This window comes from Streptococcus sp. 27098_8_74 (assembly GCF_041431705.1).
GTDB lineage: Bacteria > Bacillota > Bacilli > Lactobacillales > Streptococcaceae > Streptococcus > Streptococcus salivarius_E.
Window position 1 is genome coordinate 1 of the sequence record NZ_JAPVYF010000029.1, and the last position, 25304, is coordinate 25304.

Annotated in this window: 23 protein-coding genes and 1 pseudogene; 4 read left to right on the plus strand and 20 right to left on the minus strand. The window is 41.4% G+C overall.

All coding sequences use genetic code 11. The annotated features are described in order from the left end of the window. From O3670_RS09515 to O3670_RS09540, 6 genes and pseudogenes are all read right to left on the minus strand, one after another. Positions 1 to 65: pseudogene (locus O3670_RS09515) on the minus strand (carboxypeptidase); the annotation flags it as partial. Between the two features lie 96 nt (positions 66 to 161). Continuing rightward, complete coding sequence (locus O3670_RS09520) at positions 162 to 857, minus strand: LiaF transmembrane domain-containing protein (protein WP_139723694.1); 696 nt, start codon at positions 855 to 857, stop codon at positions 162 to 164. 4 nt (positions 858 to 861) lie between these two features. Further along, positions 862 to 1308 (minus strand): LytTR family DNA-binding domain-containing protein, encoded by a 447-nt coding sequence (locus O3670_RS09525; RefSeq protein ID WP_155123905.1) that lies wholly within the window; start codon positions 1306 to 1308, stop codon positions 862 to 864. A 216-nt stretch (positions 1309 to 1524) separates the two neighbouring features. Next, on the minus strand, positions 1525 to 3252 hold the full coding sequence (locus tag O3670_RS09530; protein WP_272159281.1) for a zinc ribbon domain-containing protein: 1728 nt from the start codon (positions 3250 to 3252) through the stop codon (positions 1525 to 1527). Positions 3253 to 3298: 46 nt separating this feature from the next. After that, positions 3299 to 4480, minus strand: coding sequence for a DUF6574 domain-containing protein (locus O3670_RS09535; protein ID WP_049545362.1), 1182 nt, complete (start codon positions 4478 to 4480; stop codon positions 3299 to 3301). Between the two features lie 117 nt (positions 4481 to 4597). Further along, entirely contained in the window at positions 4598 to 5983 is a 1386-nt protein-coding gene (locus O3670_RS09540) for a Cof-type HAD-IIB family hydrolase (RefSeq protein ID WP_049545361.1), read from the minus strand. A gap of 73 nt (positions 5984 to 6056) precedes the next feature. Between O3670_RS09540 and O3670_RS09545 the strand changes: the two genes are divergently transcribed. Together O3670_RS09545 and O3670_RS09550 are read left to right on the plus strand one after the other, a co-directional pair. Then, complete coding sequence (locus O3670_RS09545) at positions 6057 to 7022, plus strand: asparaginase (RefSeq protein WP_371596074.1); 966 nt, start codon at positions 6057 to 6059, stop codon at positions 7020 to 7022. Between the two features lie 3 nt (positions 7023 to 7025). Continuing rightward, positions 7026 to 7169, plus strand: coding sequence for a hypothetical protein (locus O3670_RS09550; RefSeq protein ID WP_173018410.1), 144 nt, complete (start codon positions 7026 to 7028; stop codon positions 7167 to 7169). 50 nt (positions 7170 to 7219) lie between these two features. Here the strand turns inward: O3670_RS09550 and O3670_RS09555 are convergent, their stop codons facing one another. The 14 genes from O3670_RS09555 to O3670_RS09620 all read right to left on the minus strand — a co-directional run bounded on the left by O3670_RS09555 (position 7220) and on the right by O3670_RS09620 (position 22693). Further along, positions 7220 to 7432, minus strand: coding sequence for a helix-turn-helix domain-containing protein (locus tag O3670_RS09555; RefSeq protein WP_002884695.1), 213 nt, complete (start codon positions 7430 to 7432; stop codon positions 7220 to 7222). Positions 7433 to 7441: 9 nt separating this feature from the next. Beyond that, on the minus strand, positions 7442 to 8050 hold the full coding sequence (locus O3670_RS09560; protein ID WP_084915308.1) for a DUF2975 domain-containing protein: 609 nt from the start codon (positions 8048 to 8050) through the stop codon (positions 7442 to 7444). Between the two features lie 191 nt (positions 8051 to 8241). Continuing rightward, on the minus strand, positions 8242 to 8679 hold the full coding sequence (locus tag O3670_RS09565) for a hypothetical protein (protein WP_084915306.1): 438 nt from the start codon (positions 8677 to 8679) through the stop codon (positions 8242 to 8244). 620 nt (positions 8680 to 9299) lie between these two features. Beyond that, positions 9300 to 9806 (minus strand): hypothetical protein, encoded by a 507-nt coding sequence (locus O3670_RS09570; protein WP_037611183.1) that lies wholly within the window; start codon positions 9804 to 9806, stop codon positions 9300 to 9302. Positions 9807 to 9817: 11 nt separating this feature from the next. Further along, a complete protein-coding gene (gene recG / locus O3670_RS09575; RefSeq protein ID WP_257788654.1) occupies positions 9818 to 11848 on the minus strand; it encodes an ATP-dependent DNA helicase RecG in 2031 nt (676 codons plus the stop codon). A 120-nt stretch (positions 11849 to 11968) separates the two neighbouring features. Then, positions 11969 to 13072 (minus strand): alanine racemase, encoded by a 1104-nt coding sequence (gene alr / locus O3670_RS09580; RefSeq protein WP_060972523.1) that lies wholly within the window; start codon positions 13070 to 13072, stop codon positions 11969 to 11971. 27 nt (positions 13073 to 13099) lie between these two features. Continuing rightward, complete coding sequence (gene acpS, locus O3670_RS09585) at positions 13100 to 13453, minus strand: holo-ACP synthase (RefSeq protein WP_002891813.1); 354 nt, start codon at positions 13451 to 13453, stop codon at positions 13100 to 13102. A 2-nt stretch (positions 13454 to 13455) separates the two neighbouring features. Beyond that, complete coding sequence (locus O3670_RS09590; RefSeq protein ID WP_060972522.1) at positions 13456 to 14487, minus strand: 3-deoxy-7-phosphoheptulonate synthase; 1032 nt, start codon at positions 14485 to 14487, stop codon at positions 13456 to 13458. Between the two features lie 84 nt (positions 14488 to 14571). Then, on the minus strand, positions 14572 to 15603 hold the full coding sequence (locus tag O3670_RS09595) for a 3-deoxy-7-phosphoheptulonate synthase (RefSeq protein WP_002891816.1): 1032 nt from the start codon (positions 15601 to 15603) through the stop codon (positions 14572 to 14574). Positions 15604 to 15623: 20 nt separating this feature from the next. Next, positions 15624 to 18173: a preprotein translocase subunit SecA gene (gene secA, locus O3670_RS09600; protein WP_004183450.1), complete on the minus strand. Its 2550-nt coding sequence runs from the start codon at positions 18171 to 18173 to the stop codon at positions 15624 to 15626. A gap of 182 nt (positions 18174 to 18355) precedes the next feature. Next, positions 18356 to 18700 (minus strand): hypothetical protein, encoded by a 345-nt coding sequence (locus O3670_RS09605; RefSeq protein WP_083312367.1) that lies wholly within the window; start codon positions 18698 to 18700, stop codon positions 18356 to 18358. A gap of 2 nt (positions 18701 to 18702) precedes the next feature. Next, positions 18703 to 19650 carry a mannose-6-phosphate isomerase, class I gene (manA, locus tag O3670_RS09610; RefSeq protein ID WP_371596072.1) on the minus strand — a complete coding sequence of 316 codons (948 nt, stop codon included), beginning with the start codon at positions 19648 to 19650 and terminating at the stop codon, positions 18703 to 18705. Positions 19651 to 19715: 65 nt separating this feature from the next. Continuing rightward, entirely contained in the window at positions 19716 to 20609 is an 894-nt protein-coding gene (gene scrK, locus O3670_RS09615; protein ID WP_002891824.1) for a fructokinase ScrK, read from the minus strand. 182 nt (positions 20610 to 20791) lie between these two features. After that, positions 20792 to 22693, minus strand: a complete 1902-nt coding sequence (locus tag O3670_RS09620; RefSeq protein ID WP_002884626.1) for a sucrose-specific PTS transporter subunit IIBC — start codon at positions 22691 to 22693, stop codon at positions 20792 to 20794. A gap of 188 nt (positions 22694 to 22881) precedes the next feature. Between O3670_RS09620 and O3670_RS09625 the strand changes: the two genes are divergently transcribed. Together O3670_RS09625 and O3670_RS09630 are read left to right on the plus strand one after the other, a co-directional pair. Continuing rightward, positions 22882 to 24324 carry a sucrose-6-phosphate hydrolase gene (locus tag O3670_RS09625; RefSeq protein WP_371596073.1) on the plus strand — a complete coding sequence of 481 codons (1443 nt, stop codon included), beginning with the start codon at positions 22882 to 22884 and terminating at the stop codon, positions 24322 to 24324. An 8-nt stretch (positions 24325 to 24332) separates the two neighbouring features. Next, a complete protein-coding gene (locus O3670_RS09630) occupies positions 24333 to 25298 on the plus strand; it encodes a LacI family DNA-binding transcriptional regulator (protein ID WP_201059639.1) in 966 nt (321 codons plus the stop codon). The last annotated feature ends 6 nt before the right edge of the window (positions 25299 to 25304 follow it).

Sequence of the window (25304 nt, forward strand, 5' to 3'; positions counted from 1 at the left end):
TGCTTGACAAAGTCTTCACCGATAATTCCACTAGATAAGCTCACAATACCAATAGTAGAAACCATGTCTTGACCCTCCTGAAAATAGATTGAGCCTATCTTATCACAGGAGATGAGATAAAACAATAGGTATTATATTAATCAGAGGTTCCCTCCACTAACTTAATTAATCGAACTCTCACCAACATAAATAATTTCTAAATTACCCAAGGAAACATCTCCTTTGATGTAGAAGTCCTTGCTAGTCAGGTTACTAGGATTTTCCTCATGCTGTACAGCTGAAAGAGAGTTATCCACATTCACATGTACTCGCCAATCACTGGGCACATAGAGACTAAGACTTCCAAGAGAAACGTCCACATCAAACTGGGCAGATGGCCCCTCAATGTGGCAATTATCCAAATAAACGGAAGCCTGTCCTAAACTAACATCCGCACTCCCATGCGTAAATTGCTGGTCATTGAGATATTTGGTCACTGCTGAAAAAGTGACATCAATATCATTTCCACCATTATTAGCGTCCGAACCAGTAGAACCCAGTCCAAAACGATTCTTTGTTTTACTAGAAGGATTGAAGAGAATGTTCAAGCCAATAACTGCAAGAATGGAAGAAAAGATAAGGACCGAATTAGATACTGGAAGAAAATGGAACTGTCCATTAAGTGAAAATAGAGCCACAATGCCATAGGCGAAACCAAGACCAAAATGTCGCTTCAAAAGACTAGAAAGGGACAAAATTGCCAATAAGACTACCCAGGCCAACATCCAAATACTAATTTCCCATTTTATAAAATAGTCTTGTACAATTACCAAAGCTGCCAAAAGGATCAAGAGGATCCCAATTAATTTCTTTCTCATTATCTTACCTCATTTCGTTTAGTCGTTCTTTTAAAACTTGATAGTAGCGTCTTGATACATGGACCTGCTTGTGGGTCTGATAGAAATTCACCGTACTAGTCGCCGAAAAAGACTTCTCTAAAGAATAAATCTGCTTAGCATTAACAATCGTCGATTTGGAAATCCGACAAAAGGCAATCGGGAGCAACTCTTCTAATTCGTAGAGCTTTTGCTTCACCTCATAGGCCTCATCCTTGGTATGGCCAAAAATCTTTTCCCCGTCTGTTTCAAAAAAGAGAATATTTGCCAAATCCAGAAAATATTCGCTTCGATCCTTGTAAAAGGCTAAAGGAACTAACTTTTGCTTTAGAATAGATTCTTGGAGCTGGGCCAATTCCTGTGTTAACCGAGGAGCTCGAATCAAGATTTCAGGCTCATCCATGGATGGGTCCAATTCGATTCTAACTTTCATAATACTCCTTTCCTGTCCTTTTGATGCTTCCATTATAACAACTGCTTTACACAAAACAAGGCCTTTTAGGTAAGTGGCACGGTTTAGCCCCTAAGAGGTAATAACAGACAAACAAAAGAACCTGGCAATTGCCAAGTTCTTCATTTTTTAGTCTGGAGGACTAACCTCCTATTTGTAATCCGTTCAACAATGACTAGCTCTATGAGAAAGCATCTACTATTTCACAGTATTTTCACGACTCACATTTTGTGATTCGCCAGCCTTGCCATTGATACGGTAGTCGCTGTAGTTAGAACCATTGCTGCTAGAGTCACTATCATCACCAACATATTCTACATTACATGACCATGAAATTTTATCTTTGATATCTCCTGATGACTTGAATTTCGAATCATAACCATAGTAGAAATCATAAACGGCTGTGAAGGTCACCTTGAAGGTCTTCTCACCAGTCTGAACGACTTCTGTGACGTCAACGTCCGAGAAAGTAATACTATCAGCAGCACGGTTTTTAGCACCTGTAGTATTTTTATCAATATCAGCCGTTACATCCTTATACATGGTATCATCAGTACCATTAAGGAAAATATCGGATACACCATCTGGTGTCGTGTTGTGATTAGATGCGTAGCTACCAAATTTACCGTAAGCAGCGGTCAAAAGACGATCTGCCGTATCACGGTCAAGAACACCATCAGCATCAAGAGTAACCGTTTGGCCTTCAGAGATTTTCTTAATAGACAATGTCTCTGTTTTAATAGAGCTACCATCTTCGAAATTCTTCTTAACATAAACAGCTGATGAACCTGCTACTGCTACCTTGTTAACATCTAGTTTCCCTGAGTTAAGGGTTCCAACTTTGGTACCACCAACGTAGAGGTCTCCGTCCTTAAGATTAGACTTAACGGTAAAGCTAAGATACTCTACAGAAAGGTTGACTTCTGTTTTAGAGGTCACATTTTCCTCAGATGAGACAGTGATATCTTGGTCATTGACCTTACCAGAAGCCACAAAATTGTAAGTTCCTGGATAGAGATGGTTCAATTTAGCCGTGTAGTTATTGCCATCTGTAGTAGCATAAGAAACTCCGTTAATAGTCACATTCAAATCAGCTGTATTAACGGTTAAATCAACCGTTCCAGGATCTACCACGACTCTCCACTTAGGAAAAATAAGGAACTGACGTCCAACCTTTTGCATACGTTCGCCAGACAGGAGTTGGCTCTTGCTATAGGCTTGTGTACTTTTAGTGTCTGTGTACTTGACTTCGGATGTTTTAATTTCCTTTTTAGTATCAGACCATACTTGGTATTCCAAGCTATCTTTAAAACTCTTCTTAGCTGCTGCTTCATAACGCTCTGCTACTTGACCACGTGAGTAGTAGTAAGAACCAAAGCCGTAACCAGCAAGTGCCAAGACTGCTGCAACAACACCAGCAATAATCAAGATTTTCTTCCCTTTAGCCATGGCTGGCTTGGCTGGTTTCGCAGCCTTACCATCTGAGATAAACTGATGGATGGTTGACACATCATAACCTGAAGACTTACCAAGTAAGAATTCCTCAGGGAGAGGCTGACGTCCAACATAGGTTTTAAAAGCCTTCATCCAGATGGCTTGTGCTTCTTTAGAAGCAGCCTCTGAATTTTCTTCAGCTTGACCTTGATCTGCTTGAGATACTGGTGCAAGCTCCTCAGTTTCTAAAGGAGTCGTTTCCTCTTCATCACCAAGCGGTACATCTTCAAACACTTCCTCGGCAACGTCATACTCATCAACTTCTTCTGTTGGTTCAGAAGGAGTGGCTGCTTGGTCCAAGCCCATTGCCGAAATGCCTTTAATAGCCTTTAAGTCAAAGTCTGCTTTCTGGCCTTCTTCAATCTCCAAAGCATGGGGCGGACGACCAACTGCCTTTTCAAATAAATCAATCCACTTTTCTTTTGTTGCCATAAAGACTCCTATAAACTTGCTTTTTCAAAAATCGTCAGAGGTTTACTTAGAATAGAAGACCTACTGTAAATGATGACATGATAGCAAATACGATTGCAAACAAGATTGACAAAATCACACCATTCAAAAGTGCTGCCAAAATCATTTGATAGAACTTATCAGCCTTCCACGCTGTTGTTACAGGAACAATTGTAAATAGATTAGCAATTGCAAATAAGAAGTAAACAACATAGAACAAGAATCCTGGGAAGGCAACAAGTCCAATAGCTCCCAACAAGATTGTTACAAGCAAGATTGGCAAGGCTAATGATGTCAAGCGACCAAAACGGTCAAAGCTATTCAAGAAAGTAGTCTCAGGGTCACGGAAGATGGCCTTACGTGTCACAAAACCTGCCAAGATAAAGGCAAAGATAAAGAGAAAGGCAGCTAGGATACTTGCGAAGAAGGCTCCAAAACCAATGCTAGATGTATGACTTGAAACTGGAGATGAGTAAGCATCTGTTCCATAAGAACCAAACATACTAGACAATGCATTTGTTGTTGATACAACTGGGCTAATAAATTTACGTGCCACAGCGCTCAAAATTGCAAAGAATGCAAGTCCAGTCAAGAGTGACAAGAAGATGTAGTTAAGCCAACCATTGTGCTTACCATAATCTGTCATGTCAGCTGGACGACGCCATGCATTAAGCAACCATGTCCAATAGTTTTTGAAAGTTGTCGCAAATGCTGATGGTTGTGCTGGAACAACTACAGCTTGGCCATTGATAAATTGAACATTTTGACCTGGTTGAAGAGGTTGACCGTTAGCAAAAGCTGCTTGCTGACCAGCTTGAGCATTCACAAAACCAGCTTGTGGTTGCGCTGCTTGATTTGGTACTCCTTGGACTGGAGCAGTTTGAGCCCCTGCAAAGGTTGGTTGTGCTTGAGCAGCCTGAGCATTTGCAAAAGGAGCTTGCGGTTGTGCTTCTTGTGCACCAGCGAAAGTCGGTTGTTGTTGCGCCTCTTGTGCATCAGCGAAAGTCGGCTGTGGCTGCGTCTCTTGTGCTGGTGTTTCTTGGGCACTAGCGAAAGCTGGTTGCGCTGGCGCTTCTTGTACTGGAGCAGTTTCTACTGCTGGGGCGTCATCTTGGAACTCACCAGCTGCAAGTGCTGCTGCAATTTCTTCTTCAGTCGCTGAACGACCATTGATGGCTTCAAAAAAATCTAACCAATCTGCTTTAGTCATAATAATCTCCTTAAAAATACATAGAATGACTTTATTTTATCACAAATAAAGCCATTAATAAATGTCATTTTTATTAGAAAAAGGTTTGGAGCAAACTGTCCAAACCTTTATAACTTCTTATTTACTTCTTTGTAGAGATTTTTGAATCTGACGATCTAGCTCACGTTTAATGTGTGGTTCTGGTGCAAATCGCGCTTCCCAATCACTTGGTTTAAGAATTTTGTGAGTCACAGGATCAAAGTGAGCTTTGCCATCTGGGAAAATTTTACCCATATTAGCCTCATGAACCGTATCAAAGAAAGGCTTAGGATCCACACCCATAAGGACAAATGAGCCATAGGTCAAGTAAAGCAAGTCAGTCAATGCATCCACCTGACCAACCATAGTTGACTCTGAGTGCTCTTTAGAACTAACTTTAAGCGCTGCCTTGTCAAGAGCAGCATGCAAATCCAGAACAGCCTGACCAAAGACACGCTTGTCCCCACCTGATGAAGCATAGAGGAATTCGACAATTTCTTCCAACTTGAAGTCCGAACGGTGACTAGCTTCCTCAATACCGTAAACACGAGGCATATCGGTAGTTGAGCCATCCATCAAATGGTGGAAATCCTTAACCTTGTTGAAATTGTCATCATCACTGGTAAATGAATTCTCTGTTTCAAAGTGAATCAAACCATAGTGTGACAAGGCTTTGGCAATCCCATTCTGGTTATTAGTATCAGTGACATGGGTAGCCTGGTCTTTCAGTTCATCTTCACCATTTCCCATGGCAACACCAACGCCGACGCCAGACAGCATTTCTAGGTCATTTTCCGAATCCCCAAAGGCCATAACCTCACTGAGTTCGAAACCAAAAACCTCACCTAGATGAGCGATACCTTTCAACTTAGATTGATCCGCTGAAATAATATCGGCTGAGTAAGGACTTGAGCGGGTAATCTTCACATGAGGAAATTTTTCTTCAATATCTTGTGTTTCACCCACCGTCGCTACCATAACTACCTGATAAATAGGCTCACGCATGATAGTTTTAAGGGTTTCAATGCTTTGTGGTTTGAAACGACGAATCAAAGACTTGAAACTACGCTCCACCATCTTAGCCCAGGACTTAGGGACAATACGACTAACGATTTGCCCAAACTTACTCGTCCCCATACTGATGATATTAGAACCAACAAGACCTGTACTAGTCCCTAGAGAAATCTCTCTACGGTGCTTGGTGGCATAGCGAATCAAGTTGTAGACTGTTGATTTAGGGAGCTGGTTTTGATAAAGGATCTTGTCGTGAGTCAAAATATACTGACCGTTATAAGTGACTGCAAAATCCAGACCTAGATTGTCCATGAAAGGCTGGACAAATCCTGGACCACGACCTGTTGCCAAACCAACTAAGATACCATCTTCCTTCATTTGACTGATGGCTTTTTTGGTTGAACTAGACACGCGTTTTCGGTCATTTAGAAAAGTCCCATCAATATCAAAAAAGACTGCTTTAATGGCCACAGAGCTCCCCTCCTTCTAACATTTTATGCTAAAATAAATTATAACATAAATATGATAGTGAGTAGTATAAATGATAAAAAAAATCCTAGTCCTTCACACTGGAGGGACCATTTCCATGTCAGCGGATAATGATGGTAGGGTCAGCCAAAACACTGATAATCCCATGAACCATGTGGGACTTAATTTAGATAATTTAGAACTAACCGTTCTCGATTTTCTTAATATCCCAAGCCCACATATCACACCCTACCACATGCTGGATATTTACAAAAAAATCAAGGGAACAGCTGGTCAATATGATGGTGTGGTCATCACTCATGGGACAGATACCCTGGAAGAAACAGCCTACTTCCTAGATACCATGGCCGTCCCTGAGATTCCAATCGTTCTAACTGGTGCCATGCGTTCGTCAAACGAGCTAGGAAGCGACGGGGTCTACAACTATCTATCAGCCCTACGTGTTGCTAGCGACGACAAGGCCGCTGACAAAGGAATCCTGGTCGTGATGAATGATGAAATCCATGCAGCCAAGTATGTGACTAAGACCCATACCACAAACGTGGCAACCTTCCACACACCAACCCATGGTCCACTAGGCATCATCATGAAGCATGACATCCTCTGGTTCAAAACTGCTGAGCCTCGTGTTCGCTTTGATTTGGAACAAATTACAGGAACAGTACCAATCATAAAAGCCTATGCAGGGATGGGTATTGGAGATGGTATTATCAGTCTCCTGGATCCTGAGAAGATTGACGGTGTCGTCATCGAAGCCATGGGTGCTGGAAACCTCCCACCATTGGCTGCAAGAGAAATCACAAATCTTATGGAAAAAGGAGTCCCTGTTCTGCTCGTTTCCCGCTGCTTCAACGGTATCGCCGAACCTGTCTACGCCTATGAAGGCGGGGGAGTCAAACTCCAAGAAGCTGGCGTTATGTTTGTTAAAGAACTCAACGCACCAAAGGCTCGCCTCAAACTCCTCATCGCACTTAGTGCAGGACTCAAAGGCCAAGAATTGAAAAACTATATCGAGGGATAAAACATGAAACTTAGTATTGAAGCAACCGATAAATTGAAAAATAAAGATTTCCACTATGAGCTGACAGTCTCAAAAACATATATCGCCATAGTCTGTGGTACCATGCTAGCCAGTCTAGCCCTGGTCGCATGGTTGAAGAAAAAATAAAAAAGCTTGAAGCATGGTCACTAGAAAGGTGACTGAACTACTTCAGGCTTTTAATTTTCTTCGTCTGGTCTATATTCAAGAATATCTCCTGGTTGGCAATCTAACTCCTTACAAATAGCGTCCAGTGTTGTAAAACGGATTGCCTTAGCCTTGCCTGTCTTAAGAACCGAGAGATTGGCTGGGGTAATACCAATACGTTCTGCTAGCTCACCCGAGCGCATCTTCTTCTTGGCAAGTTCAACGTCCAAATTGACAATAATCATAAGCCTCTCCTAAATCGTGTACTCATTTTCCTCAGCAATGGCATTAGCCTTAGTCAAAATCATAGCAACAGCATAGAGGACAAAGCTAACTAGCAAATAACTGATATTAAAGAAACTATAACTCTGGTTGCCTGTCCCAAATGTAAAGATACCATTATTGATAAAGGCCCCAAGAACTAGCAAATTTGCTGACCAACGAACCAACTTAGCATTTTTAGCGATGAAAATATCAGAACGATAAAGATTAATCAGAAAGGCACGTAGACACAACAAGAAGCCTATGTTGACTGACATACGAAGGAAATCAATGGTTGCTGCAAAAAGTGTCAGACTAGTGCTAGTACTTTTCACGGTAACTCCCGAACCAAGAAGCATACGCAAACCTTGTTGTAAGAGTCCTTCATGACCTGTCAGGATAAAGGCATCATTAAGAATGGTAATAACAAGACTTAAAAAGCCCGCAAAAAGGAGGACATTAACGAACAGGAGAACACTACGCAGACGTTTCTGTTCTTGCGTTTCCTGACGATTTTTAGCACTTTTGGCTGATCTCCAACCATAATAACTAGAGCCGGCCAAGGCTAGTACGATTAAAAAATAAAATAAGATAGTTGTCATGTGTTACCTCGATTGTAAATTCATTTGATTTCTTTAAGCATAGACTAGAAAAAGCCAAGGTGCCTCTAGGAGCCCTTGACCTCATACTAAATCATTAGCTAACTATTAACAGTATCAATTATATCGAATATCAATATAAAATACTAGTTTATAGGTAAGATTTTACTACTTTTCAAATAAGATTCTTTCAATTATTTGACAGCGGTTTGTCCCTTACGAAGACGGACAGCATCACAAGCTAGAGAGACCAAGAGGAGCCAGACTGATGTGCTGAAGTCCATTACAAGGTGATTAGTCGTTCCCAACTGCAAGAAGATATTCAAGGCTGATGGCACAAAGGTTAAGAGAGCAGCCTTTTTCAAGAAGAGAGAGAAATCTTCTGTCCAAAGTGCCTCCCAAGTAAAGTCTTTAAGCTCTTTACGAAGGAGACAAATCAAGGCAAGATAGAAGACAAATTGTAACTCTGAGACTAGCCAGTAACCCCATCCAGAAAGGTAATGAACCTCAGCACCTGGAAAAAGATTAGTCACATCCACAAAAGGAAGGATAAGTAAAGCAAGCATTGCAAGACCGTAGATTGCCATAAGAAGAATAAGAACAGCGTTGATGATTGATTTAAGTGTTTTCATGATAAGTATTTCCTTTATTAAATAGTTTTTGGTATATAATTTCTCTTTTTCGCGAATAAGATTATCTTTATCGAAAACTTATTATCGTTTATCGATAATTATATATTACACTCTTTATTTCTCCTTGTCAACACATTTTTATCGTTTTTCGATATTTTTTATCTAAAATTCAAAAAATAAAAACCAACCAAGAAAATCTCAACTGGTTAGCTTACTTATTTTAATCGCCTAGACTGGTCATGGTTCCGTCTAGACTTTTTATGAGTTTAAGAAGAGGGATTCTACGTTATGAAAAAAAGGAAAAAGGGATTTTGGAAAATGAGGGATGAAAGTTGTAGAATATGGGTAAATTGAGCCTCTTCCTAGCATCAATACTAGTTTTGATAAACCTTAAAGTCTTGAGGATGCTTCTGGAAATTTCGGTTGAAGGTTACTTTAATTTTTACTGTCATTGTTTTGTCCTCCTTTTTTAGGAATGGTTTGGCTTAGCCAAAACGTTTTATTATCAAAACCTATCTCGTTTTGATGGTTTTATTATAGGTTGCCTAACTTAAAGAAAGCTTGTAATAAGCTTGAAGGAAACTTAAAACTCTCAGTGAGTTTACTGAGAGTTTTTCTGTCTAAAGCATGGATAAAATAATTCCCAAGACCAGAGCCACCCAAACGGCATAGCGAATTGTCGCATGATAGCGGTAACTTTCAATAACCTTGGGTAGCTTTGTAAAGAGATAGGCAATGTAGGCAACTATGGAAAGAAAATACCCTTTAAAATTCCAGGACGAGCCTAAGATACTAAAATCTTCGAATAGGGGCACAAGCATCAGTACAGCCGTAAGCATACACCAGACCGGCAAAAGCGTCCTTTCCTTTTGATGCTGTATATGTATAATCAGCTGAGCTATAAAACCCGCGACGTACATAATCAGTAATATCGAACAAGCTAGAGAGATAAGAAGTGAATAAAAATATAGGGTATGAAAGTCCGTCTTTCCTTCTATCAGCTTTGCCAATTCGGTAATAAACCAAATCAAGATGAAGGCGAAAAAATAAAACAGGAGACCTAACATCATAAGAAATAAGGGATGCAAGATAGCAAAAAAATCGATTTTTAACCGTTTCTTTTTCATGGGTTCCCTCCTCAATCAAACTCGCCTTGGCTTCTCAAATGAGCTCCTAGCACCTGCCAATCAGGATTCTCACGCCAGTTAGGGTCAGACACAATTTGGCTGGCCACGCGCCTTGCTTCTTCTAAGATATTGTAGTCTTCCACAATATCAGCCACTTGAAATTCAGGAATTCCTGACTGACGTGTTCCAAAGATCTCTCCTGAACCACGCATTTTAAGGTCCTCTTCTGCTAGAACAAAACCATCCGTAGTCTCACACATGGCCTGCATGCGTTTTTTCCCGGTATCATTTTTAGGATTGGCCACTAAAACACAGTAGGACTGCTTATGGCCACGACCTACACGGCCACGAAGTTGGTGCAGCTGGCTAAGTCCAAAGCGGTCGGCATCCATAATGACCATAACCGTAGCATTTGGCACATTAACCCCCACTTCGATAACTGTGGTTGATACTAAAATCTGAGATTTTTTATCCTTGAAGTCCTGCATAATTTGGTCTTTTTCATCATTTTTCATGCGACCATGCATCAGGGCCACTGTAGCTGAATCCCCAAAGAACTCTGTGAGTTCCTGATGAAGGGCCACCGCATTTTTCAAATCGAGAGCCTCAGACTCTTCAATCAGAGGTGAGATAAAATAGACCTGAGCATCTTCTTCCAACTCGCCCTTAATCCAAGTCAGTACGGTATCTAGTTGCTCATGTTTAACCCAACGGGTAATAATGGGCTTACGTCCAGCCGGCATCTGGTCAATGATTGACACATCCATCTCCCCAAAGGCAGTGATTGCCAAAGTCCTAGGGATAGGTGTCGCTGTCATCATAAGGACATCAGGATTGTCACCTTTCTCACGGAAAATACGACGTTGATTAACCCCAAAACGGTGCTGCTCATCAGTAATTACTAGCCCAAGCCTGTGATAAGTCACAGCATCCTGAATCAGTGAGTGAGTCCCCACAATCATCTGAGCCTCGCCAGATTCGATTTTGGAAAGAGCTACTTTTTTGTCCGCTGCCTTCATCCCAGAAGTTAGGAGCACTACCTCTAGCTCAGGAAAAAGTCCCTGTAAACTCTGATAGTGCTGCTCTGCTAAGATTTCCGTCGGTACCATGAGGGCAGACTGCAATCCTGCCGTATAAGCCCCATACATGGCCAGACTAGCGATAACTGTTTTCCCTGAACCCACATCTCCTTGCAAAAGACGGTTCATATGAGCCCCAGATTTCATATCAGCTAGGATTTCCGATAAACTACGCTGTTGGGCTTCTGTCAAGGGAAATGGTAATTCTGCAATTTTGGCTTTGATTTTAGCTTCATCGTAAGCAATTGCTAGACCATTGGTTTCGGACTTATTCTCAGCCTTCAGCACCTGTAAGTTCATCTGGAAATAAAAGAGCTCCTCAAACTTGGTCCTACGTAGAGCCTGCTTATATTCAGCCAAATCTTTCGGAAAATGCATAGCACGCACAGCCTCTTGGCGTCCCATAAGACGATACTTGTCCATAAGCACCTGTGGGAGACTCTCCTCCAACAAATTCAAGGCCCCACTATCAAAAGCTGCCCTTATAGCCTTTATCAGCTGGGCTTGACTAACGCCCTGGGCCACATGATAGACTGGCTGCATATCGTCCTCAACTTGAGCCAAGACTTTCATGCCAGTCACTGCAGACTTCTTCTGGTCCCATTTGCCAAAAATAGCCACTTCTGCCCCCATCTCAATCTTGTCCACAAGATAAGGCTGGTTGAAGAAACTAATGGCAATCACTGCCTCTCCTTGCTTGATTTTAAAACTCAGACGATTACGTTTAAAGCCATAATACTGCACATTGGCAGGGGTTACCACGGTTCCCGTAATAACTGCCTTTTCGCCATCCATCAGTTCAAAGATAGACTTACTCTTAAAATCTTCATATCGGAAAGGAAAATAAAGCAAGAGGTCCCCAACCGTGTGCAAATCTAATTTGGTAAATTTTTCAGCGGACTTAGGACCAAAGCCTTTCAAATCCGCAATTGGTGAATCTAGTTGAATCATATCCTCTATCATTTCTATCGTGTTCTTCTCCTCGTGAAAGAGGAAGCCTTATCAGCTATTATAACACATGAAAATGGTCTTCACTAAAATCAAAAAATCCAGTATCAAACTGGATTTCTCTTTTTATTTATATTAATCATAGCTACGAGGTACACGATCACTAAGCAAACAAAGAACTTCGTAGTTGATAGTACCACGTTTTTCAGCCACCTCTGTCGCAGTGATGCTTGCTCCTCCATTTTCACCCATAAGAGTAACAGGAGTTCCTAGGGGATAAACCTTAGGAAGGCGAACAGTGATTTGGTCCATAGACACACGCCCAACAATAGGACAAAGCTGTCCATCCACAATAACGTGGAAACCTTGTAAATCTCTGGTCCAACCATCCGCATAGCCAATCGGAATGGTTCCAATAACCTCATCAGCTGTCGTCGTATAGGTTGCACCATAACCTACATCTTGACCTGCTGGCAGGGTCTTAACATGAACAAGTGCAGTCTCCAAACTTAAAGCAGGACGAATCCTATATGGAAGGTCTAAAGCACTGCCACTAGGATTGAGACCATAGATAACAACACCCAGACGTACCGCATTAAAGACTGTTTCTGCATGCCAGATACTCGTCGCAGAGTTGCTAGCGTGTACCAAGCGAGGACGGTCCACCAAGTTATTAACCAAATCCGTGAAGAAGGCTAATTGACGCTTGAATTTACTATCATCTGCCTCATCAGCCGTTGCAAAATGGGTAAAAATACCTTCGACATCCGCACCAAGTGATTTCAGACCAGCAATCAAGCTAACCGCATCCTCTTGGTTACGCACCCCAATACGGCCCATACCTGAATCAATCTTAATATGGCAGGTCAAACCAGTTAAATCAAGCCCTTGATTCTTAGCCATTTCCAACCACTCAAGCGAAGCTACCGTCAGAGTGATGTTTTCTTGAATAGCCAAAGGAACCTCGTCTGGCAAGACGACTCCTAAAATAAGTATCGGTTGTTCTAAGCCAGCTTGACGAAGTTCAAGCGCCTCGTCTAGGTTGGAAACACAAAAACCATCCACCTGCTTAGATACATGCTTGGCCACTTCGACAGCGCCATGACCATAAGCATTGGCCTTAACAACTGCAAAAGTCTTTACCTGTTTAGGGATGTGACTAACCACTTGTTCAATATTTTCTGAAATTGCTGATAGATCAACCTTTGCCAAGGTTGGTCGATGTAAACTTGAAATCATAAGCTATCCTCTTCCAACATCTATCTCTTAGTTTTTTTCTAAAATGACACTTGCCTGAACAAAATCACCGCTATGGGAAATCGAGATAAAAACCTTGCCTTCAAAAGGTGATTGGGTCACCACTGGAGCTCCCTTGTCATTGGTCAATATTTCAATATCCTTAAAGCCGACTGCTCCAATACCAGTACCCCAAGCCTTTGAAAATGCTTCCTTACCGGCCCAGCGCCCTGCTAAATAGGACATCTGACGATTACCAGAAAGGGATTCAAAACGCTCCCACTCTTTTGGTGTCAATACCTTTTTTGCAAAGCGTGGATTGCGGTCATAAGCCTTTTTTACAGCTGAAATTTCCTGCAAGTCTATACCATGTCCAAAAATCATAATTATAACGAAAGTCGATTGTGGATTTCACGAATAAGGCTATCTGTCTTAGCCCAACCAAGACATGGATCTGTAATTGATTTACCATAAACTTCAGGTGTGTCTTGACGACCATCCTCAAGGTAAGACTCAATCATAAAGCCACGCACGGTATCCGCGATACGCTCATCCCACTCACGGTTAAGAAGGACTTCACGCACAATGCGAACTTGTTCCATGAAGTTTTTACCTGAGTTATCATGGTTTGTATCAACAAGAATAAATGGGTTTTCCAAATTAAATGCACTATACTTGTCCAAAGCCTTAACCAAGTCCTCGTAATGGTAGTTGACAATGTTCTGACCATTTTCATTGTTGGCACCACGCAGGATAGCGTGAGCGAGTGGGTTACCATCTGTTTTAACTTCAGCACCATTGTAAAGGAAATGCTGTTGGTTCTGCGCCGCATAGATACCATTAAACATGACATTCAAATTCCCTGACGTTGGGTTCTTCAAGCCAATTGGCACATCAATACCTGAAGCTACAAAGCGGTGTTCTTGGTCCTCGACAGAACGTGCTCCAATAGCGTGATAGCTAAGCAGATCATCAAAGAAGGAAAGATTTGACGGATAAAGCATCTCGTCAGCGATTGGAAGGCCTGTTTCAGTAATAATACGTGACTGAAGGTGGCGAACCGCCTTAACCCCAGCAAGAAGGTCTACATCACCCTCTGCATCTGGCTGGTGGATAAGCCCCTTATAACCGTCCCCATTAGTACGTGGTTTAGCTGTATAAACACGCATAACAATAAAGATTTTGTCCTTCACTTCTTCCTGAAGTTTGGCCAAACGGTGAGCATAGTCAAGAACGGCTTCTTCATTATCAGATGAACATGGACCAATAACCAAGAGAATACGTTTGTCCTCACCCTTGATAATTTTTGCCAAGGCCTCATCATTAGCCTGTTTAGTTACTAGTGCGTCTCCCGTAAGAGCATGCAATTTCCTTACTTCCGCTACATCAATCAGCGGACTATTTTGATGAATTCCCATCTATTTCCCTCTCTTTGTGAAAAGAGAGCGAACCGCTTGGTCATCCAAACGGTTCACTCCCCATATATGGTTTCTGTTACCTTATTATTTTGACAATGTATCGTGGATTTCACGAATCAATTCTTCTGTCTTATCCCAACCAAGACATGGGTCAGTGATTGATTTACCATAGACATCTGGCGCATCTTGACGGCCATCTTCAAGGTAAGATTCAATCATGAAACCACGTGCTACTTTGTTGATTTTTTCATTCCAATCACGGTTAATCAAGGTTTGACGAACGATACGGATTTGTTCCAAGTAACGTTTACCTGAGTTATCATGGTTTGTATCAATAACGATGAATGGATTCTCAAGGCCCATTTGTTCATAGTGTTCGATTGTTTCAAGCACATCATCATAGTAGAAGTTAGGCACGTTTTTACCATATTCATTCGTTGAACCACGAAGAATAACGTGTGCCAATGGGTTCCCTGGAGTTTCAACTTCTTCACCGTTAAAGAGGAAGTTTTGTTTGTTTTGTGCAGCGTAGATACCGTTAAACATCACGTTAAGGTTCCCTGATGTTGGATTCTTCATACCAGTTGGAACATCAATACCTGACGCAACAAAACGGTGTTGTTGGTCTTCTACAGAACGTGCACCAACGGCAATGTATGACACAAGGTCATCTACCAAAGGAAGATTTTCTGGGTAAAGCATTTCGTCAGCAGTTGTGATACCAGTTTCAGTGATAACACGGTAGTGAAGGTTACGCACAGCCTTGATACCGTTAATTAGGTTTGGTTTCCCTTCAGCATCAGGTTGGTGTACAAGTCCTTTATAGCCATCACCATTTGTACGAGGTTTAGCTGTATAGACACGCATAACCATAAAGACTTTATCTTTAACTTCTTCTTGAAGTTTAGCCAAACGGTGAGCATAATCAAGAACAGCTTCTTCATTATCAGATGAACATGGACCGATAACCAAAAGCGTACGGTCATCTTCACCCTTGATGATTGCTTCAAGCTCTTTATCACGAGCTTGTTTCTTGGCAAGGGCTTCACCTGTTAATGTAGTTGATTCTTTAACTGCATCAAAATCAATTTTTTCACTTACTGCTTTAAAAACCATAATAATTACCTATTTTTTTCCTAAAATTGTTTACGACCGTGACAATTTTTAAATTTCTTACCAGAGCCACATGGACAGAAGTCATTACGACCAACTTTACTAAAGTCAATTTCTTGACCATTAGCATCTGCTTGGTGGGCCTGGATATTGCCTGTTGCTGTTGTCGAAACACGTTCATTCACATTTTCACGAGATTGTTCATGAATTTGTGCTTTCATCATTGTACGTGTCACATCATATTCAATTGCCCCAATCATATCTTGGAACATCTTGAACCCTTCAGATTGATACTCAACGATTGGGTTGTTTTGTGCATAACCACGCAAACCAACGGCATTACGTAATTGATCTAGGGCATCGATGTGGTCCGTCCACTTGTTATCAACAACCATCAAAATCAAGACTTTTTGGAATTCACGGATAGCTTCCTCTGAACGCAATTTCTTAATTTGACGATCATAAACATCATCTGCTAACTCATTCAAGTAAACTTTAATAGCGTCATAATTAACACTACGTTTCGTTACCTCTCCCACTTCTTGTAAATCTTCAAGTGAGATGGCATTCTCAGGAACCAAAGCCTGACGAGCAAAGTTCAAAATACCTTTAAGAGCTTCCTCTTGATCATTGCGGCTGTGACCATCTACCGTACGGTTAATCGTACGCGTAATCATAGCCTTAATCTCAGGTTCAAGGTCACGTTCCGCTGTGATAACATCATAACGCTCAGCATAGATGATTTCACGTTGTTCACGCATAACGTCATCGTACTGAAGGACTTGTTTACGAGTATCGTAGTTATTTCCTTCGACACGTTTTTGAGCCGCTTCCACTTGGCGTGTCAACATACGTGATTTGATAACAATATCTTCATCATCAGCATTCAAACGTTCCAAGACTTGTTTGATACGATCAGAACCGAAACGACGCATCAATTCGTCTTCAAGTGAAAGGTAGAATTGAGATTCCCCTGGGTCCCCTTGACGTCCCGCACGACCACGCAACTGGTTATCGATACGACGGCTTTCGTGACGCTCTGTACCAATGACACAGAGTCCACCAAGGTCAAGAACACCTTCACCAAGTTTGATGTCAGTACCACGACCGGCCATGTTGGTCGCAATCGTAACGGCACCACGTTGACCCGCATTCATGATAATATGCGCTTCTTTTTCGTGGTTCTTGGCATTAAGCACTTCATGAGGAATACCTGCTTCAACCAACATCTTAGAAATCAAGTCAGATGTTTCAACGGCAACCGTACCAACAAGGACTGGCTGTCCCTTTTCATAACGACGTTTAACATCTTGTACCACAGCGCGGAATTTAGCATCCAAGGTAGGGTAAAGAAGGTCATCGTGGTCAATACGTTGAATTGGACGGTTAGTTGGAATCGGAATGATTCGCATGTTGTAAATTTCACGGAATTCATCTTCCTCAGTTTTACCAGTACCAGTCATCCCTGACAATTTCTTGTACATACGGAACATATTTTGGTAAGTGATTGAGGCAGATGTCTTCGTTTCTTCTTGAACTGGAACACCTTCTTTTGCCTCAATGGCTTGGTGGAGCCCATCTGAGAAACGACGTCCTTCCATGGTACGACCTGTAAATTGGTCAACGATAAGAATTTCTTGCTCAGGACTGACCACATAGTCAATATCATGCAACATGATGTAGTTGGCACGAAGGGCATTGTCAATATAGTGAGTCAAGGCAACATTATCAATATCGTACAAGTTGTCCAAGTTGAAGAATTCTTCAGCCTTGTCAATACCTGAGTCATTCAAACCAATCGTTTTCGTTGGAATATCAATGGCATAATCATCTTCTGTTAAGGTCTTAACAAAGGCATCCGCACGGTGATATAACTGATTAGTTTCTGAACTTACAGGACCTGATACAATCAATGGTGTACGAGCTTCATCGATAAGAACCGAGTCAACCTCATCGACCAAGGCATAGTTCAATGGACGTTGTACCATGTTTTCCTTACGAACAACCATGTTATCACGAAGATAGTCGAAACCTACCTCTGAGTTGGTTGAGTAAGTGATGTCACAGTTATAAGCTTCACGTTTTTCAGCTGGTGATTTGGCTGAAAGGTTAATCCCTACTGACAAACCAAGCCAACTATAAAGCTCACCCATTTCAGTCGCATCACGCTCTGAGAGGTATTCGTTAACGGTGATAACGTGCACACCTTCACCTGAAATAGCATTTAGGTAAACAGGCATTGTCGCAGTCAGGGTTTTCCCTTCCCCTGTACGCATCTCTGGTACATCACCATGGTGAAGAACAATACCACCCATGATTTGCACACGATATGGGAAAAGTCCAAGGACACGTTTTGCCCCTTCACGAACAACTGCAAATGCCTCTGGCAAGAGTTGGTCTAGGCTTTCTCCGTTTTGATATCGTTTTTTAAATTCTTCTGTTTTTGCCTGAAGTTCTTCATCTGAAAGAGCTGCCATTGCATCAGCATAGCTCTCGACTTTCTTGGCAGTTTTTTCTAGTTTCTTAATTTCGCCTTTATCATTTTCAATGATTTTGCGTAATATATTTGCCATCTTTTTTCCTTTCGACAGTCTTTATCTCCATATTTTACCACAAAAGCCCCCTTTAAACAAGAAATCACTCAAGGATTGACAAAGAAAAAAGCCCTAGTTTAAGGGCTTTCACAATGGATTTGCAAATAAACGAAAACTTTTTTATTAGATTCACTGAAAATATCGACAATAATGCTTTAAAACTACTTCTTAGAGTTCTCTTGGCTCTCTAGGATATCCTCAAAATCATGCAAGAGATTTTCAAAAGCCTGTTCAAAGAAGGCATGGTCGGTGCCGCTATAGGCCTTCATTATCATAGGGCTAGCTTCAAAATCAACGTAGAATTGATAGTCCAAGACACCATTTTTCCAGTAAAATTTGATGCTAGGGGAGGCCGTTTTTTCACCGCACATCCCAGGAATGGCCCGTTGTAAGCCATAAATGTGATCTCCATAGTCTTTTAGACGATAGTAAGCTCCCTCAAAATAATAGGATTTGCCGATCTCAATACGCTCAAATAGTGCAGCTAAAACTTTTTCATTACTCATACTTAAGCCTCGTTAGGGTGACTGACAATCATCTCCAATTGTCCATCAATTTCCCAATCTGTCACATCATTTGGAAGAATGAAGTGATCACCTTTTTTTAGACAATAAATGCGTGAATCGATAGTCATAGTCCCATTGCCAGAAAGTACCGAACAAAGCAAATAAGGAGCTGATTGCTTGAAGTCAACCAAGCCACTGAGTTTCCATTTATATACGGTGAAGAAGGAGTTTGATGTCAAACAAGTCGACTCTAATTGCAAGGTCTTAACAGTTGCTGGGATGCTATTTTCTGGGTCCCCTAAATTCAAGACATCAAGAGACTGTTGAATATGAAGCTCACGTTTATTACCCTGATCATCCCTACGATCAAAATCATAGACACGGTAAGTGGTGTCGCTAGATTGTTGAGTCTCTAAGATCAGGATACCTGGACCAATAGCATGCATGGTACCACTTGGTACAAAGAAAAAGTCACCTTTTTTAACAGGAGTTTTAGACAAAAGTCCGTCCCAATCACCTGCCTCAATCAAGGATGATAGCTCTTCCTTGGTCTGAGCTTTGTGACCATAAATAATTTCTGCACCCTCTTCAGCATCAATAATATACCAACATTCTGTCTTTCCTAGCTCACCTTCATGCTCTAGTCCATAAGCATCATCAGGGTGTACTTGTACTGAGAGCCAGTCATTAGCGTCCAAAATCTTTGTCAACAAAGGAAAAACACTAGTCTTGGGATTTCCAAAAAGTTCTGGTTTATCCTTGTAAAGTTCTGCCAGATGAAAACCAGCATACTTCCCGTTTTTGACATAGGATACACCATTAGGATGGGCAGAAATTGCCCAGTATTCACCAGTGTGTTCACTGGGAATATCGTAACCAAACTCTGTCTTAAGTCGATTACCTCCCCAGATTTTTTCATGCATTGGCGAATCTAAAAATAAAGGTTCCATTACATCCTCCTGTATAGAGCAAAACGCCTTAAGATCATGTCTTAAAGCGATTTTACATATTTTGCTTATTTGCGTGAGTGTTTGTCAGCTACATCTTTGGCAAGTGCAAAGTTACCAAGTGTCGCAGAGCCATTACCTGAAACAGCAGGTGTCACAATATACTCAGTCACGTCTGGCACTGGAAGGTAACCATTCAAAAGAGCTGTGAATTTTTCACGGACACGACGAAGCATGTGTTCTTGTCCCATAACACCACCCCCAAAGACGATAACTTCTGGACGGTAGAGCACAGTTGCCTGGACAGCAGCTTGAGCAATGTAGTAAGCTTGAACATCCCAAACCTCAGAATTTTGCTCAATCAATTCGCCACGAATACCTGTACGGGCTTCAAGTGATGGACCAGCAGCCAAACCTTCCAAACATCCGCGGTGGAATGGACAAGTTCCGTTAAATTCATTGGAAACATCATTTGGGTGAAGAGGTACATAAACGTGACCAGCTTCAGTGTGACCCATACCACCAATGAACTCACCATTTTGAATAGCACCGGCTCCAATACCAGTTCCGATAGTGTAGTAAACAAGACTCTTAACACCTTTACGAACAAGTGTCTCACCATAAGCAGATGAGTTAACATCAGTCGTAAAGTAGAAAGGAATATTAAACTCTTTAGCAATCAAACCAAGAAGGTCGACATTTGACCAATGTGGTTTTGGTGTTGAAGTCACAAAACCATATGTTTCAGAGTTTGGATCAACATCAATTGGTCCAAATGAACCAATTGCAATTCCAGCCAATTGATCTTCATAACGTTTGAAAAATTCAATCGTACGGTCAATTGTTTCATAAGGTGTAGTTGTTGGGAATTGAGTTTTTTCAACGACTTGGAATTTCTCATCGCCAACAGCACAAACAAATTTTGTACCACCAGCTTCCAAGCTTCCGTAAAGTTTAGCCATAGGTAAAGCTATCTCCTTTTGTAATCAATAAATAACTATTTTATACTATTATAAAGAAAAGCTAGGCAAAAGACAATCTAAATGAGACCTTGTTCAAGGAGGCACAGACTGCTCTGCTTCATACTTTTCTTTATGAGCCATTTAACTAAAAAAGCCGAATTGGCTTCGACTTTTCTAGCTTATTATTTAACTGCGATGAAGTCTGCACCTTCAGCAACTGAACCAGTCGCTACTGATGAAACATCTTCGAAGTCTGCAGTGTTTGTAACGATAACCATAGTTGTATCGTCAAGACCTGCTTCAGTGATTACTGAGCTATCGAAGGTAGCCAAGACATCACCTTTTTTAATACGTTGATTTGCTTGAACTTTAGCATCAAATCCTTTACCGTCAAGTGAGACAGTGTCGATACCGATGTGGATAAGCACTTCAGCACCTTTATCAGATTTAAGACCGTAAGCGTGACCTGTTGGGAAGGCGATTTGCACTTCACCATCAAATGGTGCGACTACTTGGTTTCCTGAAGGTTTAATAGCGGCACCTTTACCCATAGCTCCTGATGAGAAGACTGGGTCATTAACATTTTCCAAAGCTACAACTTCACCTTTAAGTGGTGCAGCGATTGTTTCGGCTTGCAATGCAACTGGAGCTGATTCTGCAGATGCAATATCTTCAGCAACAACTTCTTTTTGAGCTTCAACTTCTTCCTCTTTGTAACCGAAGATCCAAGTAAGAGCAAAACCAAGAGCAAGTGTTACAAGTACCATGATCACATACTTAAGCACTTGACCGTTAAGGTAAAGAAGAGTACCAGGAACGATTGTTACACCAAATCCTGTACCAGCGAGGTTAAGGATTGAGGCCAACCAACCACCAGCAGCACCAGCGATAAGACCCATGATAAATGGTTTACCGAAACGAAGGTTAACCCCGAAGATAGCTGGTTCAGTGATACCAAGTACCGCTGAAAGAGTTGCAGGGAAAGCAAGTGCTTTCAATTTAGCATCTTTAGTTTTAACACCCACTGCAAGTGTCGCACCAGCTTGGGCAGTCATAGCAGCTGTGATGATAGCGTTAAGTGGGTCTTTACCAGTATTAGCAATGAGGTTAGCTTCAAGCAAGTTAAAGACGTGGTGAACCCCTGTAACGACGATAACTTGGTGAACTCCACCAAGAACAAGACCAGCAAGACCAAATGGCAAGTTAAGAATCCATTCTGTAGCAGCAAGAACATAGCTTTCAACAGTATGGAAGACAGGACCAATGATAAAGAGGGCCAAAGCTGACATTACTGCGAAGACGATAAGTGGACGCAAGAGAAGGTCAAGAACGTCTGGAACCCATTTACGAACCCATTGCTCGAACTTAGCACCAAGCAAACCTACGAAGAAGGCTGGAAGCACTGAGTTTTGGTAACCTACTACTGGAATAAAATCAAAGAAGTAAATTGGTTTAGCAGCACCTGATGCAACATCCCAAGCGTTAGGAAGGGCGTTGTTAACCATCATCAAACCAAGAACCAAACCAAGAAGTGGTGAACCACCAAATACGTTAAAGGCTGACCAACAAATCAAGGCTGGGAAGAAGGCGAAGGCTGTATCTGTCAATACAACTGTGTAAGTATAGAAATCAGTAGCAGCAAAAGCTTTTGATGTTGTACCGAACAAACCAAGAACTGTATCGTTATTGATTGCTCCACGGATACCCATGAAAAGACCAGTCGCTACGATTGCTGGAAGCAATGGAACGAAAACGTCACCGAATGAACGGATAGCACGTTGGAACCAGTTACCTTGTTTAGCAGCTTCTGCTTTTTGTTCGTCTTTAGATGCTGTTGGAAGACCTTGAGCAACGACTTCGTCGTAAATCTTGTTAACAGTACCTGTACCAAAAATCATTTGGTATTGACCTGAGTTAAAGAAAGCACCTTGAACTTTTTCAATGTTCTCAGCCTTTTCTTTATTGATTTTGTTTTCATCTTTGACCATCACACGTAGACGAGTCGCACAGTGAGCAACACTGTTGACGTTTTCACGTCCACCGAGGGCATCGATGACTTCTTTTGCAATTTGTTTGTTATCCATTTGCAAAATTCTCCTTAATAAAATTTGGTATGAAAGCGTTTAGCTTTTCTTTACGATAACTATTTTAGCATCTTTCTGCCATATGTCAACCGTTTAGCATATTTTTTTATTTTTTGTTATAAATCGTTGATTTTTATAGGTAAAACGTTTACTATATTATTAACAAATAGATTAGGAGATTACTAAATATGAATCTACCAACAGAAGTTCGTTACCGTCCATACGCAGATTGGACAGACGAAGAAAAAACAAAGATTAGAGAAAATGTCGCTAAATCACCTTGGCGTGCAAGTTACCATATCGAACCAGAAACAGGGCTTCTTAATGATCCAAACGGTTTTTCTTACTTTAATGGTAAGTTCCAACTTTTCTACCAAAGTTGGCCATTTGGAGCTGCTCATGGTTTGAAACAATGGGTGCATACTGAAACTGAAGATTTGGTTCACTTTACAGAAACTGGTGTCAAACTCTTGCCAGACCATGAAAATGATAGCCACGGTGCCTACTCAGGTTCTGCTTATCAAATCGGTGATAAACTCTTTATCTTCTATACTGGGAACGTTCGTGATGAAAACTGGGTTCGTGACCCACGTCAAATCGGCGCTTGGATGGATAAAGACGGCAAAATCGAAAAATTCGACAAGGTTCTTATCAAACAACCTGCTGACGCTACTGGGCACTTCCGTGACCCTCAAATCTTCGATTACAAGGGACAATTCTACGCTATCGTAGGTGCTCAAAACCACGATAAACAAGGTTATATCAAACTTTACAAGGCAGTAGACAATGATGTCGAAAACTGGGTTGAGGTTGGTAATCTTGACTTTGGTGGCACTGGGTCAGAGTACATGATTGAGTGTCCTAACCTTGTCTTTGTAGATGGCAAACCTGTTCTTCTTTATAGCCCACAAGGTCTCGATAAAGCTGAACTTGACTACGGTAACATCTACCCTAACACTTATAAGATTTTCCAAGATTTCGACACAGAAAAACCTGCCCTCGTTGATGGCACACCAATTATCAACTTGGACTACGGATTTGAAGCATATGCAACTCAAGGCTTTAATACTCCAGATGGTCGTGCCCTTATTGTCAGCTGGATCGGTCTTCCAGATGTGGACTATCCAACTGACAAATACGACTACCAAGGGGCTATGAGCTTGGTTAAAGAATTGTCTATTAAAGATGGCAAACTCTACCAATATCCAGTCGAAGCCATTACAAGCTTACGTGCTAGCCAAGAAGATTTCTCTGAAAAAACGGCAACAACTAACACTTACGAGCTTGAACTTAACTTTGAAGCTAACACTCAAACAGAACTTGTCCTCTTCGCAGACCAAGAAGGGAATGGCTTGTCACTTACAGTTGATACTGAAAACGGAAAAGTTATCCTTGACCGTTCTAAAGCTGGTGAACAATATGCTACTGACTTTGGCACAAGCCGTGAATGCGCTCTTGATGCCGGTCAAGCTGCAACAGCAAACATCTTTGTAGATAACTCAATCGTTGAAATTTTCTTCAACAAAGGTGAGAAAGTCTTCACTAGTCGTGTTTTCCCAAGTGCAGAACAAACTGGTATCAAAGTAACGTCAGGAAACGTTTCTGGACACTACTTCGACTTGAAATACTAAGGTGATTTATGGTCGCAAAGCTTACTGACGTTGCCGAACTGGCTGGTGTGAGCCCAACCACAGTTTCTCGCGTCATAAACAAAAAGGGCTACCTCTCACAAAAGACCATTGACAAAGTTCACGCTGCTATGCAAGAACTCAACTATAAACCAAATAATTTAGCTCGAGGCCTCCAAGGAAAGTCGGCCAAACTCGTTGGCTTGATTTTCCCAAATATTTCCAATGTATTTTATGCCGAACTTATTGAACGTCTTGAGGATGAACTCTTTAAGCAAGGCTATAAAACCATTATTTGTAATAGTGAGCATGATCCTAACAAGGAGAGAGACTATTTGGAGATGCTTGCCGCCAACCAATGTGACGGCATCATCTCGTCTAGTCACAATCTTGGTATTGAGGATTATGAGAAGGTTGAAGCTCCCATCGTTGCCTTCGACCGTAATCTCGCCCCAAAGATTCCTATTGTTTCGTCTGACAACTTTGAAGGTGGCAAGTTAGCCGCAAGAGCTATGGTCAAGGCTGGCTGTCAACGCATTGTCATGATTACAGGCTATGATAATTCGGATTCTCCAACAGGACTTCGTCAACTAGGTTTTAATTATGAATTGGACAAGAAAGGTATTATTTGTCCTGTTCCAAACGATTTGTCTCTCATGCGACGAGAATTAGAAATCAAATCTATCATTTCTCGTGAAAAGCCAGATGGCATCTTTGTTTCGGACGATTTAACAGCTATCTTGGTTATGAAGGTAGTTAGACAATTGGAACTTTCTATCCCTGATGACCTTAAAATCATCGGTTATGACGGTACTGCCTTTATCCGTCACTTCTACCCAGAGCTAGCAACCATCCAACAACCTTTAGATGAAATCGCTAAGCTTTGTGTCGAAATTCTTCTCAAGAAAATTAAAGGCAAAACAGTTAATCGTGATTACGTGCTTCCAGTAAATTTGATTGCCGGTGGTAGTATATAAATAAAA